This is a genomic window from Pseudomonas sp. FP818 (assembly GCF_030687335.1).
Taxonomy (GTDB): Bacteria; Pseudomonadota; Gammaproteobacteria; order Pseudomonadales; family Pseudomonadaceae; genus Aquipseudomonas; species Aquipseudomonas shahriarae.
This window is the reverse complement of record NZ_CP117427.1, coordinates 3519115-3537889: the sequence shown is the minus strand read 5'-3', so window position 1 is coordinate 3537889 and position 18775 is coordinate 3519115. Positions and strand designations below refer to the sequence as shown.

General features: G+C 62.5%; 17 protein-coding genes. 6 read left to right on the top strand and 11 right to left on the bottom strand.

Annotation, left to right across the window (positions count from 1 at the left end; translation table 11 throughout):
* Positions 1–67: 67 nt before the first annotated feature.
* Positions 68–775: a YebC/PmpR family DNA-binding transcriptional regulator gene (locus tag PSH80_RS15735; protein ID WP_057441529.1), complete on the top strand. Its 708-nt coding sequence runs from the start codon at positions 68–70 to the stop codon at positions 773–775.
* Between the two features lie 149 nt (positions 776–924).
* Here PSH80_RS15735 and PSH80_RS15730 read toward each other — a convergent pair whose 3' ends face one another.
* From PSH80_RS15730 to PSH80_RS15715, 4 genes are read right to left on the bottom strand one after another with little or no spacing between them, the layout of a single operon-like run.
* Complete coding sequence (locus PSH80_RS15730; RefSeq protein WP_169990348.1) at positions 925–2229, bottom strand: protein kinase; 1305 nt, start codon at positions 2227–2229, stop codon at positions 925–927.
* 35 nt (positions 2230–2264) lie between these two features.
* Positions 2265–3377, bottom strand: a complete 1113-nt coding sequence (zapE, locus tag PSH80_RS15725) for a cell division protein ZapE (protein ID WP_220172371.1) — start codon at positions 3375–3377, stop codon at positions 2265–2267.
* 12 nt (positions 3378–3389) lie between these two features.
* Positions 3390–4136, bottom strand: a complete 747-nt coding sequence (locus PSH80_RS15720) for an anti-sigma factor (RefSeq protein ID WP_057960049.1) — start codon at positions 4134–4136, stop codon at positions 3390–3392.
* Positions 4133–4639 (bottom strand): sigma-70 family RNA polymerase sigma factor, encoded by a 507-nt coding sequence (locus PSH80_RS15715; RefSeq protein WP_305420606.1) that lies wholly within the window; start codon positions 4637–4639, stop codon positions 4133–4135. The genes PSH80_RS15720 and PSH80_RS15715 overlap by 4 nt, the downstream gene beginning before the upstream one ends.
* A gap of 152 nt (positions 4640–4791) precedes the next feature.
* On the opposite strand from PSH80_RS15715, the gene PSH80_RS15710 reads away from it, so the two are divergent.
* Both PSH80_RS15710 and PSH80_RS15705 read left to right on the top strand, forming a co-directional pair.
* Positions 4792–5874: a catalase family peroxidase gene (locus tag PSH80_RS15710; protein ID WP_128593481.1), complete on the top strand. Its 1083-nt coding sequence runs from the start codon at positions 4792–4794 to the stop codon at positions 5872–5874.
* Entirely contained in the window at positions 5871–6407 is a 537-nt protein-coding gene (locus tag PSH80_RS15705) for a cytochrome b (RefSeq protein ID WP_305417422.1), read from the top strand. The genes PSH80_RS15710 and PSH80_RS15705 overlap by 4 nt, the downstream gene beginning before the upstream one ends.
* Here PSH80_RS15705 and PSH80_RS15700 read toward each other — a convergent pair.
* Complete coding sequence (locus PSH80_RS15700; RefSeq protein ID WP_305417420.1) at positions 6305–7570, bottom strand: MFS transporter; 1266 nt, start codon at positions 7568–7570, stop codon at positions 6305–6307. The two genes, PSH80_RS15705 and PSH80_RS15700, sit on opposite strands and share 103 nt — an antisense overlap.
* Before the next feature lie 97 nt (positions 7571–7667).
* Here PSH80_RS15700 and PSH80_RS15695 point away from each other — a divergent pair, with 97 nt between their 5' ends.
* Positions 7668–8129, top strand: coding sequence for a helix-turn-helix domain-containing protein (locus tag PSH80_RS15695; RefSeq protein ID WP_057960045.1), 462 nt, complete (start codon positions 7668–7670; stop codon positions 8127–8129).
* A gap of 20 nt (positions 8130–8149) precedes the next feature.
* Here PSH80_RS15695 and PSH80_RS15690 read toward each other — a convergent pair whose 3' ends face one another.
* Both PSH80_RS15690 and PSH80_RS15685 read right to left on the bottom strand, forming a co-directional pair.
* Positions 8150–9301 carry a M14-type cytosolic carboxypeptidase gene (locus PSH80_RS15690; RefSeq protein WP_120733500.1) on the bottom strand — a complete coding sequence of 384 codons (1152 nt, stop codon included), beginning with the start codon at positions 9299–9301 and terminating at the stop codon, positions 8150–8152.
* Positions 9302–9779: 478 nt separating this feature from the next.
* A complete protein-coding gene (locus PSH80_RS15685) occupies positions 9780–10124 on the bottom strand; it encodes a DUF3077 domain-containing protein (RefSeq protein WP_057960043.1) in 345 nt (114 codons plus the stop codon).
* A gap of 129 nt (positions 10125–10253) precedes the next feature.
* On the opposite strand from PSH80_RS15685, the gene PSH80_RS15680 reads away from it, so the two are divergent.
* Entirely contained in the window at positions 10254–10901 is a 648-nt protein-coding gene (locus PSH80_RS15680; protein ID WP_057960078.1) for a LexA family transcriptional regulator, read from the top strand.
* Here PSH80_RS15680 and PSH80_RS15675 read toward each other — a convergent pair.
* Genes PSH80_RS15675 through PSH80_RS15660 form a run of 4 tightly spaced genes read right to left on the bottom strand, consistent with a single transcriptional unit; the run spans position 10898 to position 16450 of the window.
* Positions 10898–12850 carry an acetyl/propionyl/methylcrotonyl-CoA carboxylase subunit alpha gene (locus PSH80_RS15675; protein ID WP_169990344.1) on the bottom strand — a complete coding sequence of 651 codons (1953 nt, stop codon included), beginning with the start codon at positions 12848–12850 and terminating at the stop codon, positions 10898–10900. The two genes, PSH80_RS15680 and PSH80_RS15675, sit on opposite strands and share 4 nt — an antisense overlap.
* Positions 12847–13653, bottom strand: a complete 807-nt coding sequence (locus PSH80_RS15670) for a gamma-carboxygeranoyl-CoA hydratase (protein WP_057960041.1) — start codon at positions 13651–13653, stop codon at positions 12847–12849. The genes PSH80_RS15675 and PSH80_RS15670 overlap by 4 nt, the downstream gene beginning before the upstream one ends.
* Before the next feature lie 14 nt (positions 13654–13667).
* Positions 13668–15275, bottom strand: a complete 1608-nt coding sequence (locus PSH80_RS15665) for a carboxyl transferase domain-containing protein (protein WP_057960040.1) — start codon at positions 15273–15275, stop codon at positions 13668–13670.
* An 11-nt stretch (positions 15276–15286) separates the two neighbouring features.
* Positions 15287–16450: an isovaleryl-CoA dehydrogenase gene (locus PSH80_RS15660; RefSeq protein WP_305417413.1), complete on the bottom strand. Its 1164-nt coding sequence runs from the start codon at positions 16448–16450 to the stop codon at positions 15287–15289.
* Between the two features lie 171 nt (positions 16451–16621).
* Here PSH80_RS15660 and PSH80_RS15655 point away from each other — a divergent pair, with 171 nt between their 5' ends.
* Entirely contained in the window at positions 16622–18304 is a 1683-nt protein-coding gene (locus tag PSH80_RS15655; protein WP_115128492.1) for an AMP-binding protein, read from the top strand.
* The last annotated feature ends 471 nt before the right edge of the window (positions 18305–18775 follow it).

The window sequence follows — 18775 nt, the reverse complement described above, 5'->3', positions numbered from 1 at the left end:
ATAAACTCTGCGGCCAAAGCGCCGGCCAGTAGACGTCTCGGCGCCACGGATATCAAGAGAGTGAGTCATGGGCGCACAGTGGAAGGTTAAACATAAAGAAGCGGCATCCAATGCCAAGGGCAAGATTTTCGGCAAGCTGGTGAAGGAAATCACCATTGCCGCCCGTAACGGTGCGGACACCGCGACCAACGCCCACCTGCGTCTGGTGGTCGAGCAGGCCAAAAAGGCCTCGATGCCCAAGGAAACCCTGGAGCGCGCAATCAAGAAAGGCGCGGGCCTGCTCGGCGAGACCGTGCAGTACCATCGCGTGACTTATGAAGGGTTCGCCCCGCACCAGGTGCCGTTGATCGTTGAATGCGTGACCGACAACATCAACCGCACCGTGGCGGAAATCCGCGTAGCTTTCCGCAAGGGGCAACTCGGAGCTTCGGGCTCGGTGGCCTGGGACTTCAACCATGTAGGGCTGATCGAGGCCTCGCCGGACACCCCCGATGCCGACCCGGAAATGGCCGCCATCGAAGCCGGTGCCCAGGACTTTGAGGAAGGTGAAGAAGAGGGCACGACCCTGTTCATCACCGAGACCACCGACCTGGACGCGGTGCAGAAGGCGTTGCCGGAGCAGGGTTTTACCGTGTTGTCGGCGAAGTTGGGCTACCTCGCGAAAAACCCGGTCAGCGGCCTGAGCGACGAGCAGATGGCTGAAGTCGAAGCCTTCCTGGAAGGCCTGGACAACCATGACGACGTGCAGGACATGTTCGTCGGCCTGGCGGGCTAAACCCGGCCTGGAATTATGGGCACGGGCTTGTGTGTGAGCGGGCTTGCCCGCGATTGCGGTGTATCAGATGGCACATCAGCTGGCTGACCCACTGCTATCGCGGGCAAGCCCGCTCACACATAAGCCCGCTTCCACATTTGCAGGGCGTTTCAGAGTGAGGACAGCAGTGCCTCGATCTCTTCGAACGCCGGACGCGCTAGCACCTGCGGCTGGCAGCAGCGCTCCCGCAGCGCCTCCAGCACTTGGCGCTGGTCATCGCTCAAACCTGCGTCAATGCGCTCCAGCAACTCCTCCAGCAACACCCCGAACGCCCGCACTTCAATGCGCTGCAACGCCCTGGTTTCCAAGGTGTCGGCCGTGGCATGGAATGACGCCGCGCCAAAGTCCCCCAGCAAACAATCACCCCCGGCATTCCACAGGATATTGTGGCCATACAGGTCGCCATGGGTGATGCCATGCCGGTGCAGGTGTGCGGCCACGGAGGCGATGCCGCGCGCCATGCGCAACGCCACAGCCACGCTGAAACGGCTGGCGGGGTCGTAGATGTCCCGGGTGCAGGACGCCAGGCTGGGCAGGCCGGCGAGGTTGCGGTAGCTCGGGTCGATCAGGTCCATCACCAGCGCGGCCTGGTCATCGGGGTGGCCGATTACCCGGCCTTGCACCTTGATCAGGTTGGGGTGCAGCCCGGCGGCAATGCAGGCCTGCATTTCATGCAGCGGTGAACCGTCGCTGGTGATGGTGCCCTTATAGAGCTTGACCGCGACCGGCTCGTTCGACGGTTTGCGCAGTGCCTTGCGAATCACCCCCGAGGCGCCTTCGCCGAGCACCTCGGCCAGCTCCAGTTCGGCCCAGGGAATATTCGCTGTGTTGTCGTCAATTGCCAGTTCAACCGCGCTTTCCACCGGGTTGCCGGCATAGGCCAGCCAGGTCAGGCGCGGCAGCGTCAGCAGCCATTGCGGCAATTGCGTCAGGCGGTTGGCGGCGATGCGCAGCAGTTCGAGGTTATGGCACTGGGCCAGGCTCGCCGGCAGTTGCTCCAGGCGATTACCGGCCAGCATGAGTTTTTGCAGCAGCGGCCGTTCGCCGAGTTCATCCGGCAAGTGGCTGAGACGGTTATCGGTGAGGATCAACCAACGCAATTGCGGCGGCAGTGCAGCAGCCGACACCTGCTCGATCTGGTTGGCCTTGAAGCCGACCATGCTCAATTGCTGGCATTGCCCCAGGCACGCCGGCAGTTCGGTGAAGGCGTTGTCCGAGCAAAACAGCACGCGCAGGTGGGGCAGCCGGTGCAGGTCGTCGGGCAGACTGCGCAGGGCGTTGCCGCTCAGGTTGAGGATTTCCAGGGAGTCGGCCAGGTCGAAGATTTCCCGGGGGAACTGCGTCAGGCCGCAGGACAGGTCCAGGCGCTTGATGCCAGCCAGTTGGCCAGCCTTGAGTTGGGCAAGGGTATCCATGAACAGCTTAGGTCACTCGACAAGGTCAAAGGCGCTCATGATAGCGACTTGAGCGCCAGCGGGCTGACTTGTTGCAACTGCCCCAGGCGGCTGCGGGTGCGCGCCAGGTCAATCGCCTGGCCTTGCAGGGCGTGGTCCAGTGGCTGTTGGCCCAGCAGGGTCAGCTGCTTGTCCTGGTCGTAAAGCACGTCGATCAGGTTGATAAAGCGCTGTTGCACGGCAATCGGGCAATCGCCGAGTAGCGGCAGGTCGTCGATGATCCAGTGGTCGAAATCCTCGCACAGCAGCAGGTAATCCATCACGGCGGTGGGCTGTTCGCACAGGTCGTTGAAGGTCAAGGCCAGGCTGCGCGCCTGGTGCCAGCGCACCTGCAGTTGCCGCGAGCCGACCGCCAGCGCCAGGGGCGGGCCATCGGTGGCGGGCAGCCCCAGCTCACGGCGCTGGGCCGGGGTGCCCGGCCACACGTACTGGCCATGGGTGAAGCGCTGCAGCTGGTGGTTCTGCGCCAGGCCCCGGTAGTCCTGGGGCGCGCTGACTTCCATGACGTCCATGCGCGCGCTGATCAAGTCAATCACCGGCTTGAAGCGCTGATGGTACAGCGGGTTGGGCAGCAAGCCCTGGGGCGGGTAATTGGAGGTGACCAGCAGCAGGATGCCCCGTTGGAACAGGGCCTTGAACAGGCGAGTGATCAACATCGCGTCGCCGATGTCATGCACATGGAACTCGTCGAAACACAGCACCCGGCAGCCGTCGAGCAATTGATCCAGAGTGGCGCCCAGGGCATCGGCCTGCTGGCGGTGGGCAAACATGCCGCGGTGCAGGCGGGCGAAAAAGTCGTGGAAATGTACCCGCTGCTTGTCAGGCAAGGGCAGGGCCTGGAAAAACCCGTCCAGCAGCCAGCTTTTGCCCCGGCCGACAGCGCCGTGCAGGTACAGGCTGCGGGTCGGGCGCTGGGCCAGCAGGTGTGCGGCCTGCCGCGCCATAGCGTCGATCACCTGCACCTGGCTGGGGCTGAGGGTGTAGCCCTGTTGCCGAGCCTTGTCCGCGAAGAAGCGCTGAATGGCTGGCGCGCTGTCGTGGGCGGTTTTTTTGCCCAGCAGGCGTTTGAGCAGGGGCAGGCGCCGGGGGCGGCTCTCTCGAAAAGGCATGGCGTTGGCGTCCTAGAACCGGGTGGTCTGCTTGAGCAATGGGGTGGTCGGCTCGTCCTCCGGGCTGACCATCGCATAGTTGTAGCCGGGGCTGGACCAGTATTCGGCCTGCAGTCCATCGGCACTGCGGCTGCCCCGTGGCAGCAGGGTGTTTTGCGGGCCGGGCGGGCGAATATAAAAACTGATGCGCCGGCCCTGCGGGTTCTCGTAAAGCACCATCGCTGCCGCGCCCTGATCGGTGCTGAGCAGCCGTGCGCTGACCGGGCTGAAGCCGGCCTCGCTGAGGTCTGGCAGGCGATGGGCCTGGGCGAAGTAACGGTCGAGCCAGGCTTGCATATCGCCATTGCCCTGCACCTGGTAATCGGCGGGCATGATTGGGTTCTGGGCAAACAGGCGGTACGCCTGCATGGCGTCGGTCATCGGCAGTGCGCTGGCGACCAGGGTCGCCTGCCGCGCTTGCCAGCCACCCAGGCCGCCCAGGCCGACGGCGAGCACCAGCATGGCGGCAGTGGCCAGCTGGCGGCGCGACTGGTGCTTGAGACGCTGGCGAATCTGCGCCGGATCCAACTCGGGGTTGGCCGCTGGCGGCGCACCGATGGCCGTGCGCAGGTGCTGGGCATCCTGTTGCCAGGCGTGGACCTGGGCCGCGACCTCGGGGTGGGCGGCGAGCCAGATCTGCAGTTGGCGGCGATCCGGCTCGCTGAGCTGGTGATCGACGTACGCGTGCAGGTCGCGTTCGTTGGGGGGCAGGCTGATCATCTGAGTATCCGCAGGGAAGGGCGGGTGATGTCACCGTCGCTGAGCTGGCGCAAGGCCTGGCGGGCACGGGACAGGCGTGACATCACGGTGCCGATGGGCACGTCGAGGATATGGGCGACTTCCTTGTAGCTCAAGCCTTCCACCGAAACCCACAGCAGCAGGGCGCGTTGCTCGCTGCTCAACTGGTCGAAGGCTTGCAGGGTCGATTGGGCGATCACCGTACGTTCGACTGACGGTTGCGCGTCATCACGACCGGTGAAGAACTCCAGCATCCGCGCATAACGCCGCGAACGCCGGTGCGCGTCGAGGAACTGCCGGTAGAGGATCGAGAACAGCCAGGCGCGCAAATCGCCGTCGACGCGCTTGTTGCGCCAACTGACGATGGCGCGCTCAAGCGTGGCCTGCACCAGGTCGTCGGCGCTGCTGGGGTTGCGTGTCAGGGATACGGCAAAGCGCCGTAGCCTGGGGAGGAGTTCACGCAATGAGTCGTCGAGTTCGTGCATGGCAATCTTGGTCACTGTGCTTGGACCAGGAAGACGTCCGGCCTTGGAGGTTATTCCAGGGATTGAAAAATAAACAGTGCGGGTGGGAATAGAGCGTGTCGACGCTCGTCCTGCTTCTCTCTCACCTGTGGCCGCTGGCCCTGGAGCACTGCATGCCAGATCAACCATCCCCCTTACGCCCGCCGCTGGGGCGCGCCAGCCTGATGCTGCGCCTGGCCGCTATCGGCGTGGTCGTCGGCGCCGCCGCCGGGGCGTTTGCCTACGTCAACGGTACACTCGACCCGCAGCGGTTGCGCCCCCAGGCCCTGGTCAATGCCCTGGAAACCAATAACGGCGTGCACCCCGGCTACCGGCGCAACCATTCCAAGGGTGTATGCGTGGCGGGCTATTTCGAGAGCAGTCCTGCGGCGCGTGCCTATTCCCGTGCGCAGGTATTCAGCGAGGCCCGCACCCCGGTGATCGGCCGTTTTGCCTTGCCCAGCGGCAACCCCTATGCCCCGGACAGCAGCGTGCCGATCCGCAGCCTGGCCGTGCAGTTCAACCAGGCCAACGGCCAGCAATGGCGCAGCGGGATGAACAGCATGCCAGTGTTCCCGGTGGGCACGCCCGAGGCGTTCTACCAGATGCTCAAGGCGGGGACTCCCGACCCGGCGACCGGCAAGCCCAACCCGGCCAGTATGCCGGCGTTTTTTGCCAGCCATCCGGAGACGGCGCCGTTCCTGGCCTGGGTCAAGACGGCCAGGCCGTCAGCCAGCTATGCCACCGAGCGTTACAACGGCATCAATGCGTTTTACCTGGTGAATGCCGACGGGCAGCGCCAGGCCGTGCGCTGGGGGCTGGTGCCGATGAGCCAGGACGTCAGCGCAGCCGCTGCGCCGCCAGGGGCGGATTTCCTCCAGGCCGACCTGGAGCAACGATTGGCGGCCGGCCCCCTGCGCTGGCAGTTGCAGATCACCCTGGCCAACCCCTCAGACCCGGTGGATGACGCCAGCAAGGCCTGGTCTGGGGCGCACACGGTGCTGGATGCCGGCACCCTGATACTCGAGCGCAGTCAGCCGCAGTTGGACGGTGATTGCCGCGATATCAACTTTGACCCGCTGATCCTGCCCAGTGGTATCGAAGCCTCCAATGACCCGCTGCTGGCTGCACGTTCTGCTGCCTATGCCAGTTCCTACCTGCGCCGTACCGGCGAAGTCAGCCAGTTGCACAGCGCCTCTCAGGAGTCCCGGCCATGAAGACTCAATCACGTTTTTTCGCCCCGCTGGCGCGCCTGCTGCACTGGCTGATGGCGCTGATGGTCATTGCCATGCTGTTTATCGGTGCTGGCATGGTGGCCTCGGTGTCCCAACGCCATGCATGGTTGTTGCACCTGCACAAGCCATTGGGCATTGCGATTCTGCTGTTGGTGATCGTGCGCCTGGTGGTGCGCTTTGCTACCCGCCAGCCGCCGCTGCCTGCCGATTTGCCGGCGTGGCAGGTGTTGGCGGCCAAGGCGTCGCATCTGCTGCTGTATGGCTTGATGCTGGCGCTGCCGTTGTTGGGATGGGCGATGATTTCGGCGGCCGGTGACCCAGTGATGCTGAGCAGTTCTTTGCAGTTACCGGCGTGGGTGCCGGCCAACGCGCAGTTGTTTGCAATTCTGCGCAAGGCCCATGGGTATCTCGCCTATTTGCTGTTCCTCACGGTGTTGCTGCATTTGGCGGCGGCGTTGTTCCATGGCTGGATTCGCCGGGATGGCGTTTTGCAAAGCATGCTCGGCAAGGACTGAGGCCCCAGGGTCGCCCACCAGTATCCCAGGGCCAGTAGGTTGATGGCGGCGCCCAGGGCACAAACGCCGAGCCAGCCGGCCCAGGCGTACATCAGGGTGGCGCCGAGCGAGCCCAGGGCGCTGCCTGCCGAATAGAACAGCATGTAGCCGGCAGCCAGGCGGCTCTGGGCTTCGGGGCGCACGCTGTAGATCAGGCTTTGGCTGGTGACATGCACGGCTTGCAGGCCGAGGTCGAAGGCAATCACCCCAAGCAACAGTGCCCACAACGAAGACTGGGTCAAGGCGATGGGCAGCCAAGACACCAGCATCAGCGCCAGGGCCGCGCCGCTGGTCCACTGTGCCCAGCCTCGGTCAGCCAGGCGCCCGGCATGGGCCGCTCCCAGCGCGCCGGCGGCACCGGCAAGGCCGAACAGGCCGATCTGGGTGTGGGACAACGACAGCGGCGGGGCGCTCAAGGGCAATACCAAGGGCGTCCATAGCACCGTGCCCGCGGCAAAAATCAGCAAGGCCAGCACCGCGCGGTCGCGCAGCACTTTTTCCTCGCGCAACAGGCTGAACACCGAGCCGAGCAACTGGCGATAGGCGCCTGGTGCCCGGGGCTGCTCGGTAGCGGGCAAGACACGCCAGAGCAGCAGCGCCATCAGCAACGTCAAGCCAGCCGACAGCAGGTACACCGAGCACCAGCCGGCCAGGTCCGCCATGAGCCCGGACACCGTGCGCGCCAGCAGCAGGCCAACCACGATGCCGCTGGTCACCAGGCCCACTACGTGCCCCCGTTGCTCGGGGCGCGCCAGGTTTGCGGCGTAGGCCACCAATACCTGGGCCACCACGGCGAGCAAGCCCGTCAGCAACAGGCCAGCCAGAAACCCCACGCTGCTGTTGGACAGGGCGACCAGCAATACCGCGCCGGTGGACAGCAGTAACTGGCCGACGATCAAGTGCCGACGGTTGAGCAGATCACCCAACGGCACCAGCAGTAATAAACCGAGGCCATAGCCGACCTGGGTCAGGCTGATCACGATGCCGACGGTGGCGGGGTCCATGGCGAACGTCGTGGCCATGGCATCCAGCAGGGGTTGGGCGTAATAGACGTTTGCCACCGACAGGCCGCAGGCAATGGCGAACAGCAGCACCACGGCGCCGCTTAACGATGATTGGGGCATGCTGAGTTCTCATTGTGGTTGTTAAATAAAACCAGTTGTACGGTAGGTATTCTGGTTTTATATTGCAACTACATTTTTTGTCAGGCAGGCGTTACCCATGGTCAAACTCACCCGCTTTGAAAGTGCCGAATGCCCGGTGGCGCGCTCGCTGGAGGCGATTGGCGATGGCTGGGCGCTGTTGATCATTCGCGATGCGTTCGACGGCATCCGCCGTTTTGGCGAGTTTCAGCGCAGCCTGGGCATGGCCAAGAATATTCTTTCGGCACGCTTGCGCAGCCTGGTCGGCCACGGGATTTTCGAGATTGTCCCGGCCTCGGATGGCAGTGCTTATCAGGAGTATGTGTTGACGGAAAAGGGCAGGGGGCTGTTTGCCGTGATCATTGGGTTGCGGCAATGGGGCGAAGGGTTTTTCTACGCCGAGGGCGAGGCCCATTCGGTGCTGTTGGACCGTGAGCACGGGCAGCCGCTGCAGGCTTTGCACGTGCAGGCGGCAGATGGCCGGGTGCTTGGGCCGCTGGACTGCGTGCGAGTGGCGGCGCAGTCCGAGGCTGAGGGTTAACGGCGCTTATTGGGGCAGGGTCAGCGCAGTACGTTGACCATGTCCGCCACGGTGCTCAGCACGTCCTTGCCCAGTTGCCGGGAGCGTTTGCCGGACCAGCCGGTGCGTGGATCGGGCGCATCGTCGTTGTCCTTGAACGGCATTTCCAGGGTCAGGGACAGGCAATCGAATTTCTCGCCCACGCTGTTGCACGCCAAGGTCATATTGGCCTGGCCCGGCAAGTCGCGGGTGTAGCCATGGGTGGTCTGGAAGTCGCGGGTCAGTTCGCTCAAGTGGCTGCGAAAGTGTTTTTCCAGGGCCTCGATACGCGGGGTATAGCCGGGGTTGCCTTCACACCCTGCGGTGAACACATAGGGGATTTCTTCGTCGCCGTGGATATCCAGGAACAGGTCGACGCCGTATTTTTCCATTTGCTGCTGGACGAACAGCACTTCCGGGCTCTGTTCCTGGCTTGCGCTTTGCCAGGCGCGATTGAGGTCCTGGCCCATGGCGTTGGTGCGCAAGTGACCGTGGAACGCGCCATCCGGGTTCATGTTCGGCACCAGGTACAGGTCGGCGGATGCCAGGAGTTTTTTCAGTTCAGCATCACCTTCCTGCTGCAGGCGCTCGATGATGCCTTCCATAAACCACTCGGCCATATGCTCGCCCGGGTGCTGCTGCGCAATGATCCACACTTTGCGCTGCCCGGCGTCACCCTTGCCACGGCGTAGCAGGGGAATATCACGGCCTTCGACACTCTTGCCGGTGGCCAGCAATTGCGTACCGGCGCGGTTCAGTGCCTGCTCGATCAACCAGGCGTGACGCTCGCGACTGTAGGGTTCGAAGTAGGCGAGCCAGGCGTGTTTTTGCTCGGCCTGCAGTTCGATGTGCAAGGTTTCGCCATCAAAGCGTGTCGGCACCCGGAACCAATTGACGTGGTCGTAGGACGCCACGGCGTTGTAACCGCTCCAGGCATGTTTGTAGGAGGACTGGCCGGCGTTGCTCAGGCGAAAGGTATGGGTATGACCAATGTGCATGCCTTCGGCCTTGAAGTGGAACCATTGGAAGTGCTGGCTGCGGGTATCAGGTTTGATCGCCAGCAGTAACTGATGGGCATCGCTGGTGTCGAGCACCTGGATATTGCCACTGTCGAAGTCGGTGCTGATTTTGATGGAGGTCAAGGCCACGGTCATAGTCTGATTGCCTGAATATGAGAGTTGTGGCGGGCAGTTTACACAGACGCGGGGTAAAGTCTGGACGCAAATTATTGCGAAAAGGGAGGGGGCGTCATCCTTGACGCAGCCGCAGCTTAGAGTCTATGAGATTGATTCTCAAGTGCTATCTTGGAAAGAAGCGGGCCAGAGCGCTTGATCGGCTTTCTTTCGGTGATTGTCTTTTGCTACCATGGCGCCATCGAGCAACACACAGTCTTCATTAGCCTGAAGCCACGCCAGAATAACTGGCAAAAAAAAGACCCGGCCAAAGAGCCGGGTCAAAAACCGTGATTAGCCTGATGAGGAGATATTCCAAGAGTCCGACCTAAGGTCTCTTGGCCTATCGACTGATCTCGCGACCAGCTGCTTGCAATAATAATCATTATCATTTGCAAGTCAAATGTTTTTATCCGTCTGATAGAAATATTTTTCCTTCTGTTCCTGCACGCCTATCTGGCTATGAGGCTTTGCCGCCTGCCAGTTGCAGTGGACGCTCCAGCATGGCCTTGGCCATATCAATCAAATACACCACTGAAAACGCCAGGTCTCGGGTGCCCCCCAGCTTGTTGTTCGCCAATTCATACGCGATGGCGGCGGCGCTGCGCAGCAGGTCCGAGGCATGCACCAGGGCTTCTTCGCTGCTGACATGGGGGTTGGCCTCGAAAAAGGCCACATCGTCCACTGGCTCCGTGTCCTCTTTCAAGTAGTAGTCCAGTGCGCGTCGGGCGGCTTCGCTGCCCTGCAAGAACTTTATTTCATCGTCATCAGGTGTGCCAGGCAGGTGATCCAGGGTAGTGGTCATGAGGTCGGTGCTCTGGGTGGGAAGGTGAACAGGTGGGGTTGATAATAATACGATCTGTATTTATGTCATTTGATTGATTACTACAAACTGTTTATTGTCGCCCTGAATTCATCCGGTATTGTGTGGCCCATGGATAAATGGATAGCGTTGGTCAAAGCCAACATGAAGGCCCGCAAGGTCACGCAGCATCAACTGGCCGCACGCTTGGGCATGTCCCAGGGCGGCATTGGCCACTGGCTGGGCAAGCGCCGGGTGCCCAGCCTCGCCGATATGAACCGGGTGCTCGAAGAGCTGGGCCTGGGCTATCTGGAGACGGTGCTGGTGATCCGCGAAAAAAGCGACGCCCCGGCGAACGACGACGCCGCGTCGGTCACTCAATACAATCCGTATTTTCGTTACCCTGTGACCGACTGGAAACACCCCTGCCAGGTGCACGAACAGCGGCCAGCCTATGGCGCCACGCGTTTTGAGGCGAGCGATTACGAGGCCGACGGCGAGGCGTTCTGGCTCCAGGTGAGCGGCGATGCGATGACCGCGCCCAGTGGGCCGAGTATTGCCGAAGGGATGATGATCCTGGTGGACCCGGCCCGCGAAGCCGAGCCCGGTACATTGGTGGTGGCCCAATGGGCCGGCAGCAGCCAGGCTACCTTTCGCAAGTTGATCGAGGAAAGCGGCCAGCGTTACCTGGTGCCGCTCAACCCGACCTACCCCAAAGCCCTGCTCACCGATGACTGCCGGATCATCGGCGTGGTGGTACAGGCCACGGTGAAGTTCTAGGCCTGGGCTTCCAGCTCCACCAAGGCGCTGCCTTCGCCGACCATTTCGCCTTCCTGGCAATACAGGGCCTTGATCACGCCTCCATGGGGCGCGCGGATGCTGTGCTCCATCTTCATCGCTTCAAGCACCACCAGTTGCGCACCGGCCTCCACCGTCTGCCCGACTTCCACCAGCACCCGCACGATGCTGCCGTTCATGGGTGCGCTCAGGCCGCCCTGATGGGCTTGTCCGGCATCGACGGCGGCGATCGGGTCAAACAGCGTCACGCTGCGCATCTCACCTTGCCAGCGCAGGAACAGCGTCTGCCCATGGCGCACGGCCAAGTGCGAACGGCGGATGCCAGCATCCTCGATCAGCAATTGTTCGCCACGCAGTTGCGGCGCGGTGCTGGTTTGCAGTGTTACCAGGCGATCCTGGCCGTCACTGCTCAAATGCAGGGATGTTTCGGCAGGCAGGCCCGCACGAAAGCCCAGGGTTGCAGCCCACGGCGAGGCAGGATCGTCCTGCCGCAGCCGGGAGGGCTGGCTTTGCATGAAAGCATGACCGGCCGCCTGCCAGAACTCATCACTCAACGCACTGGCGGCAGGCAGCAGTTGCTCCTGATAACGCGGGATAAACCCGGTATCCAACTGCGCTGCGGCAAAGGCGGGATGGCCGATGATGCGCCGTAAGAAGCCCAGGTTGGTCTTCAAGCCGCCGACCGCAAACTCGTCGAGCATGCTCAACAGGCGCAGGCGCGCCTGTTCGCGGTCCTCGCCCCAGGCAATCAGTTTTCCAAGCATCGGGTCGTAGAAGGGCGAGACGTCGTCCCCTTGCTCGACGCCACTGTCCACCCGCCGTCCCGGGCCTGGCGCCGATTCGCGGTACAGCGCCAGATGCCCGGTGGCCGGCAAAAAGTCATTGGCCGGGTCTTCGGCATACAGCCGCACTTCAATCGCGTGGCCGCGCAACGGCACCTGCTCCTGGGTCATGGGCAGCGGCTCGCCTTGCGCCACGCGAATCTGCCAGGCCACCAGGTCCAGGCCGGTGATGGCCTCGGTCACCGGGTGTTCTACCTGCAAGCGAGTGTTCATTTCCATAAAGAAAAACTCACCGCGCGCATCCAGCAGAAACTCCACGGTGCCGGCGCCCACATAGCCAATCGCCTGTGCGGCACGCACCGCTGCCTCGCCCATGGCCTGGCGCAGGGCAGGGCTGAGGCCGGGTGCCGGTGCTTCTTCGACGACCTTTTGATGGCGACGCTGGATCGAGCAGTCGCGCTCATTGAGGTACAGGCAATGGCCGTGCTGGTCGGCAAACACCTGGATCTCCACGTGACGGGGCTTGATCAGGTACTTTTCCACCAGCATCTGCGCATTGCCAAACGACGACAGCGCCTCGCGCTGGGCCGAGGCCAGGGCTTCGGCCAGTTGGCTTTCGTCCTCGACCACTTTCATGCCCTTGCCGCCGCCGCCCGCCGTGGCCTTGAGCAGCACCGGGTAGCCAATGCGCGCGGCGGCCTGGCGGAAGGTTTCCAGATCCTGGCCGGCACCGTGGTAACCCGGCACCAGCGGCACGCCAGCGGTTTCCATCAATGCCTTGGCCGCCGACTTGCTGCCCATGGCATCAATGGCCGAGGCGGGCGGGCCGAGGAAAATCAGCCCGGCCTCTTCAACCGCTCGGGCAAAGCGTGGGTTTTCGGAAAGAAAACCATAGCCTGGATGAATCGCCTGGGCGCCGCTGGCCTTGGCCGCGGCGATCAGTTTGTCGATCTGCAGGTAGCTGTCGGCGGCCTTGCTGCCACCCAGGTCCACCCGGATATCGGCTTCTCGGCTGTGGCGCGCATCGCGGTCTGTGGCGCTGTGCACGGCAACGGTGGTCATGCCCAGCGCCTTGGCCGTGCGCATGACCCGACAGGCGATTTCGCCCCGGTTGGCCACCAGTACGCAGGTAATCAACGGTGCACTCATGAACGTGGCTCCTGGGACTGCCAACTGGGCGCACGCTTTTGCAAAAATGCGCGCAAGCCTTCCTGGCCCTCGGCGCTGACGCGGATGCGCGAGATGGCGTTTTCGCAGTAACGGCGCAACGCCGGGGTCAGGGCGCCATTACCCACTTCGCGCAACAAATCCTTGCTGGCGCGCATGGCGGCCGGGCTGTTGAGCAGCAGGTTGGCGATCCATTGCTCGACGTGCTGATCCAGCGCATCCAGCGGGTAGCTTTGCGCCAATAGCCCGATGGCCTGGGCTTGCTGACCGTCGAAGCGTTCTGCGGTCAGGGCATAGCGGCGTGCCGCGCGCTCGCCAATCGCCTGCACCACAAACGGGCTGATGACCGCCGGCGCGAGGCCGATGCGTACTTCCGACAGGCAGAACTGCGCATCCTCGGCGCCAATGGCCATGTCGCAGCAACTGATCAGGCCCAGGGCGCCGCCGTAGGCCGCGCCCTGGACCACCGCCAGTGTCGGGATCTTCAGCTTGGCCAGGTTGTACATCAACTCCGCCAATTCGCGGGCGTCGTCGAGGTTGGTGTGGTAATCCAGTTCGGCCGACTGTTGCATCCAGGCCAGGTCCGCGCCGGCGCTGAAATGCTTGCCGCGCCCGCGCACGACCAGAAAACGCGCCGCGGCATCGGCCTGGACCTGGTCCAGGGCAATGATCAGCTCGCGGATCATTTCGGCGTTGAACGCGTTGTTCTTCTCTTCCCGGCTCAACCACAGCGTGGCAAAGCCACGGGGGTCGTTGACCAGCTCAACAGTGTTGAAATCGCTCATGGGTGCAGCTCCAATTACATGCGGAACACGCCGAAGCGGCTCGGCTCGATGGGGGCATTCAGCGCGGCGGACAAGGCCAGGGCCAGCACGTCACGGGTCTGCAAGGGGTCGATGACGCCGTCATCCCACAGGCGGGCGCTGGAGTAGTAAGGGTGGCCCTGGGTTTCGTACTGGTCGAGGATCGGCTGCTTGATCTGCGCTTCGTCCTCGGCGCTGAACGCCTGGCCACTGCGCTCGGCCTGTTCGCGCTTGACCTGCACCAGCACGCCGGCGGCCTGTTCGGCGCCCATCACGCCAATGCGGGCGTTGGGCCACATCCACAAAAAGCGCGGGTCGTAGGCGCGCCCGCACATCCCATAGTTACCGGCACCAAAGCTGCCGCCGATGATCACTGTGAATTTCGGCACCTTGGCGCAGGCCACGGCCGTGACCAGCTTGGCGCCGTGCTTGGCGATGCCGCCGGCTTCGTATTTCTGCCCGACCATAAAGCCGGTGATGTTCTGCAAGAACAGCAGGGGAATCCCGCGCTGGCAGGCCAACTCGATAAAGTGCGCGCCTTTTTGCGCCGCTTCGGCGAAGAGGATCCCGTTGTTGGCGAGGATCGCGATGGGGTAGCCATGCAAATGGGCAAAGCCGCAGACCAGCGTGGTGCCGAACAACGCCTTGAATTCATCGAAGACCGAGCCGTCCACCAGTCGCGCAATCACTTCACGTACATCGAACGGTTGCTTGGCGTCGGCCGGGATCACCCCATACAGCTCTTCGCTGGCATACAACGGCGCGACCGGCGTGCGCTGTTGCAACTGCCCCTGTTTGCGCCAGTTGAGGTTGGCGATGCTGCGACGGGCCAGGGCCAGGGCATGTTCATCGCTGTCGGCGTAATGGTCGGCCACCCCGGAGATCTTGCAGTGCACATCGGCACCGCCAAGGTCTTCGGCGCTGACCACTTCACCGGTGGCGGCCTTCACCAGTGGCGGCCCGGCGAGGAAGATGGTGGCCTGCTGGCGCACCATGATCGCTTCATCGGCCATCGCCGGTACATAAGCGCCACCCGCCGTGCAGGAGCCCATCACCACGGCAATCTGCGGAATGCCCTGGGCGCTCATATTGGCTTGGTTGAAAAAAATCCGCCCAAAGTGCTCGCGGTCGGGGAACACCTCGTCCTGGCGCGGCAGGTTGGCGCCGCCGGAGTCCACCAGGTAAATGCAGGGCAGGCGGTTCTGTTCGGCGATGGTCTGGGCGCGCAGGTGTTTTTTCACGGTCAGCGGGTAGTAGGAACCGCCTTTTACCGTGGCATCGTTGGCGACGATCATGCATTCGACGCCTTCGACCCGGCCGATCCCGGCGATCACGCCCGCGGCCGGTACCTCTTCACCGTAGACCTGATACGCCGCCAGTTGGCTGAGTTCGAGGAACGCCGAGCCCGGGTCGAGCAGGCGGTTGATACGCTCGCGCGGCAGCAGCTTGCCACGGGAGGTATGACGCTCCTGGGCCTTGCTGCCGCCGCCTTGCTGGACCTGGGCGAGCAGGGTGTGCAAGGCATCGACCTGTTTGAGCATCGCCGCGCTGTTGCTGGCGAATTCCGCCGAACGCGGGTTGAGTTGGGTGTGCAGGGTGGCCATGGTGCACTCCCTCAGCGGGTTTCGTTAAACAGTTCGCGACCAATCAACATGCGTCGGATCTCACTGGTGCCCGCGCCGATTTCATATAGCTTGGCATCACGTAACAGACGGCCTGCGGGGAATTCATTGATGTAGCCATTGCCGCCGAGAATCTGGATCGCATCGAGGGCCATCTGTGTTGCGCGTTCGGCGCTGTACAGAATCACCCCGGCGGCGTCCTTGCGCGTGGTTTCGCCGCGCTCGCAGGCCTGGGCCACCGCATAGAGGTAGGCGCGGCTGGCGTTGAGCTGGGTGTACATGTCGGCAACTTTGCCCTGGATCAGCTGGAATTCGCCGATGCTCTGGCCGAACTGCTTACGGTCGTGGATGTAGGGGACGATCAGGTCCATGCAGGCCTGCATGATCCCGGTAGGGCCGCCGGAGAGCACCACACGCTCGTAGTCCAGGCCGCTCATCAGCACTTTGACCCCGCCATTGAGCACGCCGAGGATGTTTTCTTCGGGCACTTCGACGTCATTGAAAAACAGCTCGCAGGTGTTGGAGCCGCGCATGCCCAGCTTGTCGAACTTGTTGCTGCGGCTGAAACCCTTGGCGTCGCGCTCGACAATAAACGCGGTAATACCGTGGGCGCCTTTTTCCAGGTCGGTCTTGGCGTAGATCACATAGGTGTGGGCATCGGGACCGTTGGTGATCCAGGTCTTGCTGCCGTTGAGCACATACACGCGGCCGCGTTTGTCGGCGCGCAGCTTCATCGACACCACATCAGAGCCCGCATTCGGCTCGCTCATGGCCAGGGCGCCAATGTGTTCGCCGCTGATCAGCTTGGGCAGGTACTTGAGTTTCTGTTCATGAGTGCCGTTGCGGTTGATCTGGTTGACGCACAGGTTGGAGTGCGCCCCGTAGGACAACGCCACCGAGGCCGAGCCGCGGCTGATTTCTTCCATGGCCACCACGTGGGCCAGGTAACCCAGACCGGCACCGCCGTATTCTTCCGGCACGGTGATGCCCAGCAGGCCCATGTCACCGAACTTGCGCCACATATCCACGGGGAACAGGTTGTCGATATCAATCTGCGCTGCCCGTGGCGCCAGCTCCTTGGCCACGAAGGCCTGCACCTGGTCGCGCAGCATGTCGATGGTTTCACCGAGGGCGAAATTCAGGGTCGGGTAACTCATGGAGGGGCACCTATAAACATTATTGTTGTGGGGCTGGCGACGCCATTGGGCGATCACCTTTACGTTAACGTAAACTTGCGTTGCATGACTGTCAATCGTAGCTTACGTTAACGTCAAGCTCGCGCCTGACCGGCGCACCGTCCACCTACAAAAAAGACAATAGGGGTCGTCATGGATCAACCGAATCAGAGCTACAGCCGTGGCCCACAGGACAAGGCCTTGCTGGCCATGACCATCGGCCAGGCATTTGACCGCACGGTGGCGCAGTACCCGGAGGGCGAGGCCCTGGTGGTGCGCCATCAGCAGCTGCGCTACACCTGGCGGCAGCTGGCCGGAGCCGTGGACCTGCATGCACGCGGGCTGCTGGCGCTGGGGTTGCAGGCCGGGGATCGCCTCGGCATCTGGGCGCCGAACTGTGCCGAGTGGTGCATCAGCCAGGTGGCCAGCGCCAAGCTCGGGGTGATTCTGGTCAACGTCAACCCGGCCTACCGCAGCAGCGAGCTGGAATACGTGCTCAAGCAGTCGGGTTGCCAGTGGTTGATCTGTGCCGGTTCGTTCAAGTCCTCCGACTACCACGGCATGCTGCAGGCGCTGGTGCCGGAACTGGCGGAGCAGGGCATTGGCCAGTTGCACTGTGATCTATTGCCGGAACTGCGCGGGGTGATCAGCCTGGATGCGCGACCGCCCTCGGGGTTCATGCCCTGGTCGCAATTGTCGGCCCTGGGGACGGGGACACCCCCGGAACAATTGCAGCACCGCGAGGCCAGCCTGCACTTCGATCAAGCCGTCAATATCCAGTACACCTCCGGCACCACGGGCTTCCCCAAGGGCGCCACCCTCAGTCACCACAACATCCTCAATAACGGTTACATGGTTGGCGAAAGCCTGGGCCTGACCGCGCAGGATCGCCTGGTGATCCCGGTGCCGCTCTATCATTGCTTTGGCATGGTCATGGGTAACCTGGGCTGCATCACCCATGGCACCACCATGATCTATCCCAATGACGGCTTCGACCCACTGCTGACCCTGACCGCCGTGGCCGAAGAGCGCGCCACCGGCCTGTACGGCGTACCCACGATGTTTATTGCGGTGCTCGATCATCCGCAACGCAGCACGTTCGATCTGTCGAGCCTGCGCACCGGGATCATGGCTGGCTCCACTTGCCCGATAGAGGTGATGCGCCGGGTCATCAGCGACTTGCATATGAGCGAGGTGCAGATTGCCTACGGCATGACCGAGACCAGTCCCGTTTCCCTGCAGACCGGCGCGGATGACGATCTGGAGCGGCGCGTGACCACGGTCGGGCGGACCCAGCCGCAACTGGAAAGCAAAATCATCGACGAGGCCGGTAACACCGTGCCGCGTGGGCAGATTGGCGAGTTGTGCACCCGAGGCTACAGCGTGATGCTCGGCTACTGGAACAACCCCGAAGGCACCCGCGAAGCCATCGACGACGCCGGCTGGATGCACACCGGCGACCTGGCGACCATGGATGAGCAGGGTTATGTGTGCATCGCCGGGCGCAACAAGGACATGATCATTCGCGGTGGCGAGAACGTGTACCCACGGGAGTTGGAGGAGTTCTTCTTCACCCACCCGGCGGTGGCGGATGTACAGATCATCGGCATTCCCGATGAGCGTTATGGCGAAGAGATCGTGGCCTGGATCAAGTTTCACCCCGGGCACGTGGCCAACGAGCTGGAACTGCAAACCTGGTGCAAGGGGCGCATTGCACACTTCAAGACGCCGAAGCATTTCCGCTTTGTCGAAGAATTTCCGATGACCGTGACGGGGAAGATTCAGAAGTTTCGCATGCGTGAGATCACCATCGAGCAACTGCGTAGCGAAGACTGAGATCTGGCGCCGATCAAAAATGTGGGAGCGGGCTTGCCCGCGATGGCGGAGTGTCAGTCAACTATTCATCAGCTGACCCACCGCTATCGCGGGCAAGCCCGCTCCCACATTTGCCTTTGCATGTACCGCGCAATGGTTTTCACCCAGACAGCACAAAGGGGAGCCGAAGCTCCCCTTTAATTTGTTGTTACGTGCTCTTTTTTTATTATTGAGGGGCGGTCTATTGTTGTTTTTGGCAACCGTGGCCCTTTACCGCTGTTTTTGGCGACCCCCATCCGGGGTCAAGAGCAAACGTATTTTTTTGAGCGCTGATCTGCTTCTTCGCACGCGATCCAACCAGTGGGTAGCTACCTTGAGGTAGTTTTATTGTTCTCTGCCCGGTTGCGAGTGGCGGCTTGCGCCGTACCCTGCGAAGCACATCTTCTCCAAAAAAATCTGTTAGCTGCGTCTCTGCCGTGTTGTTTTTGTTAT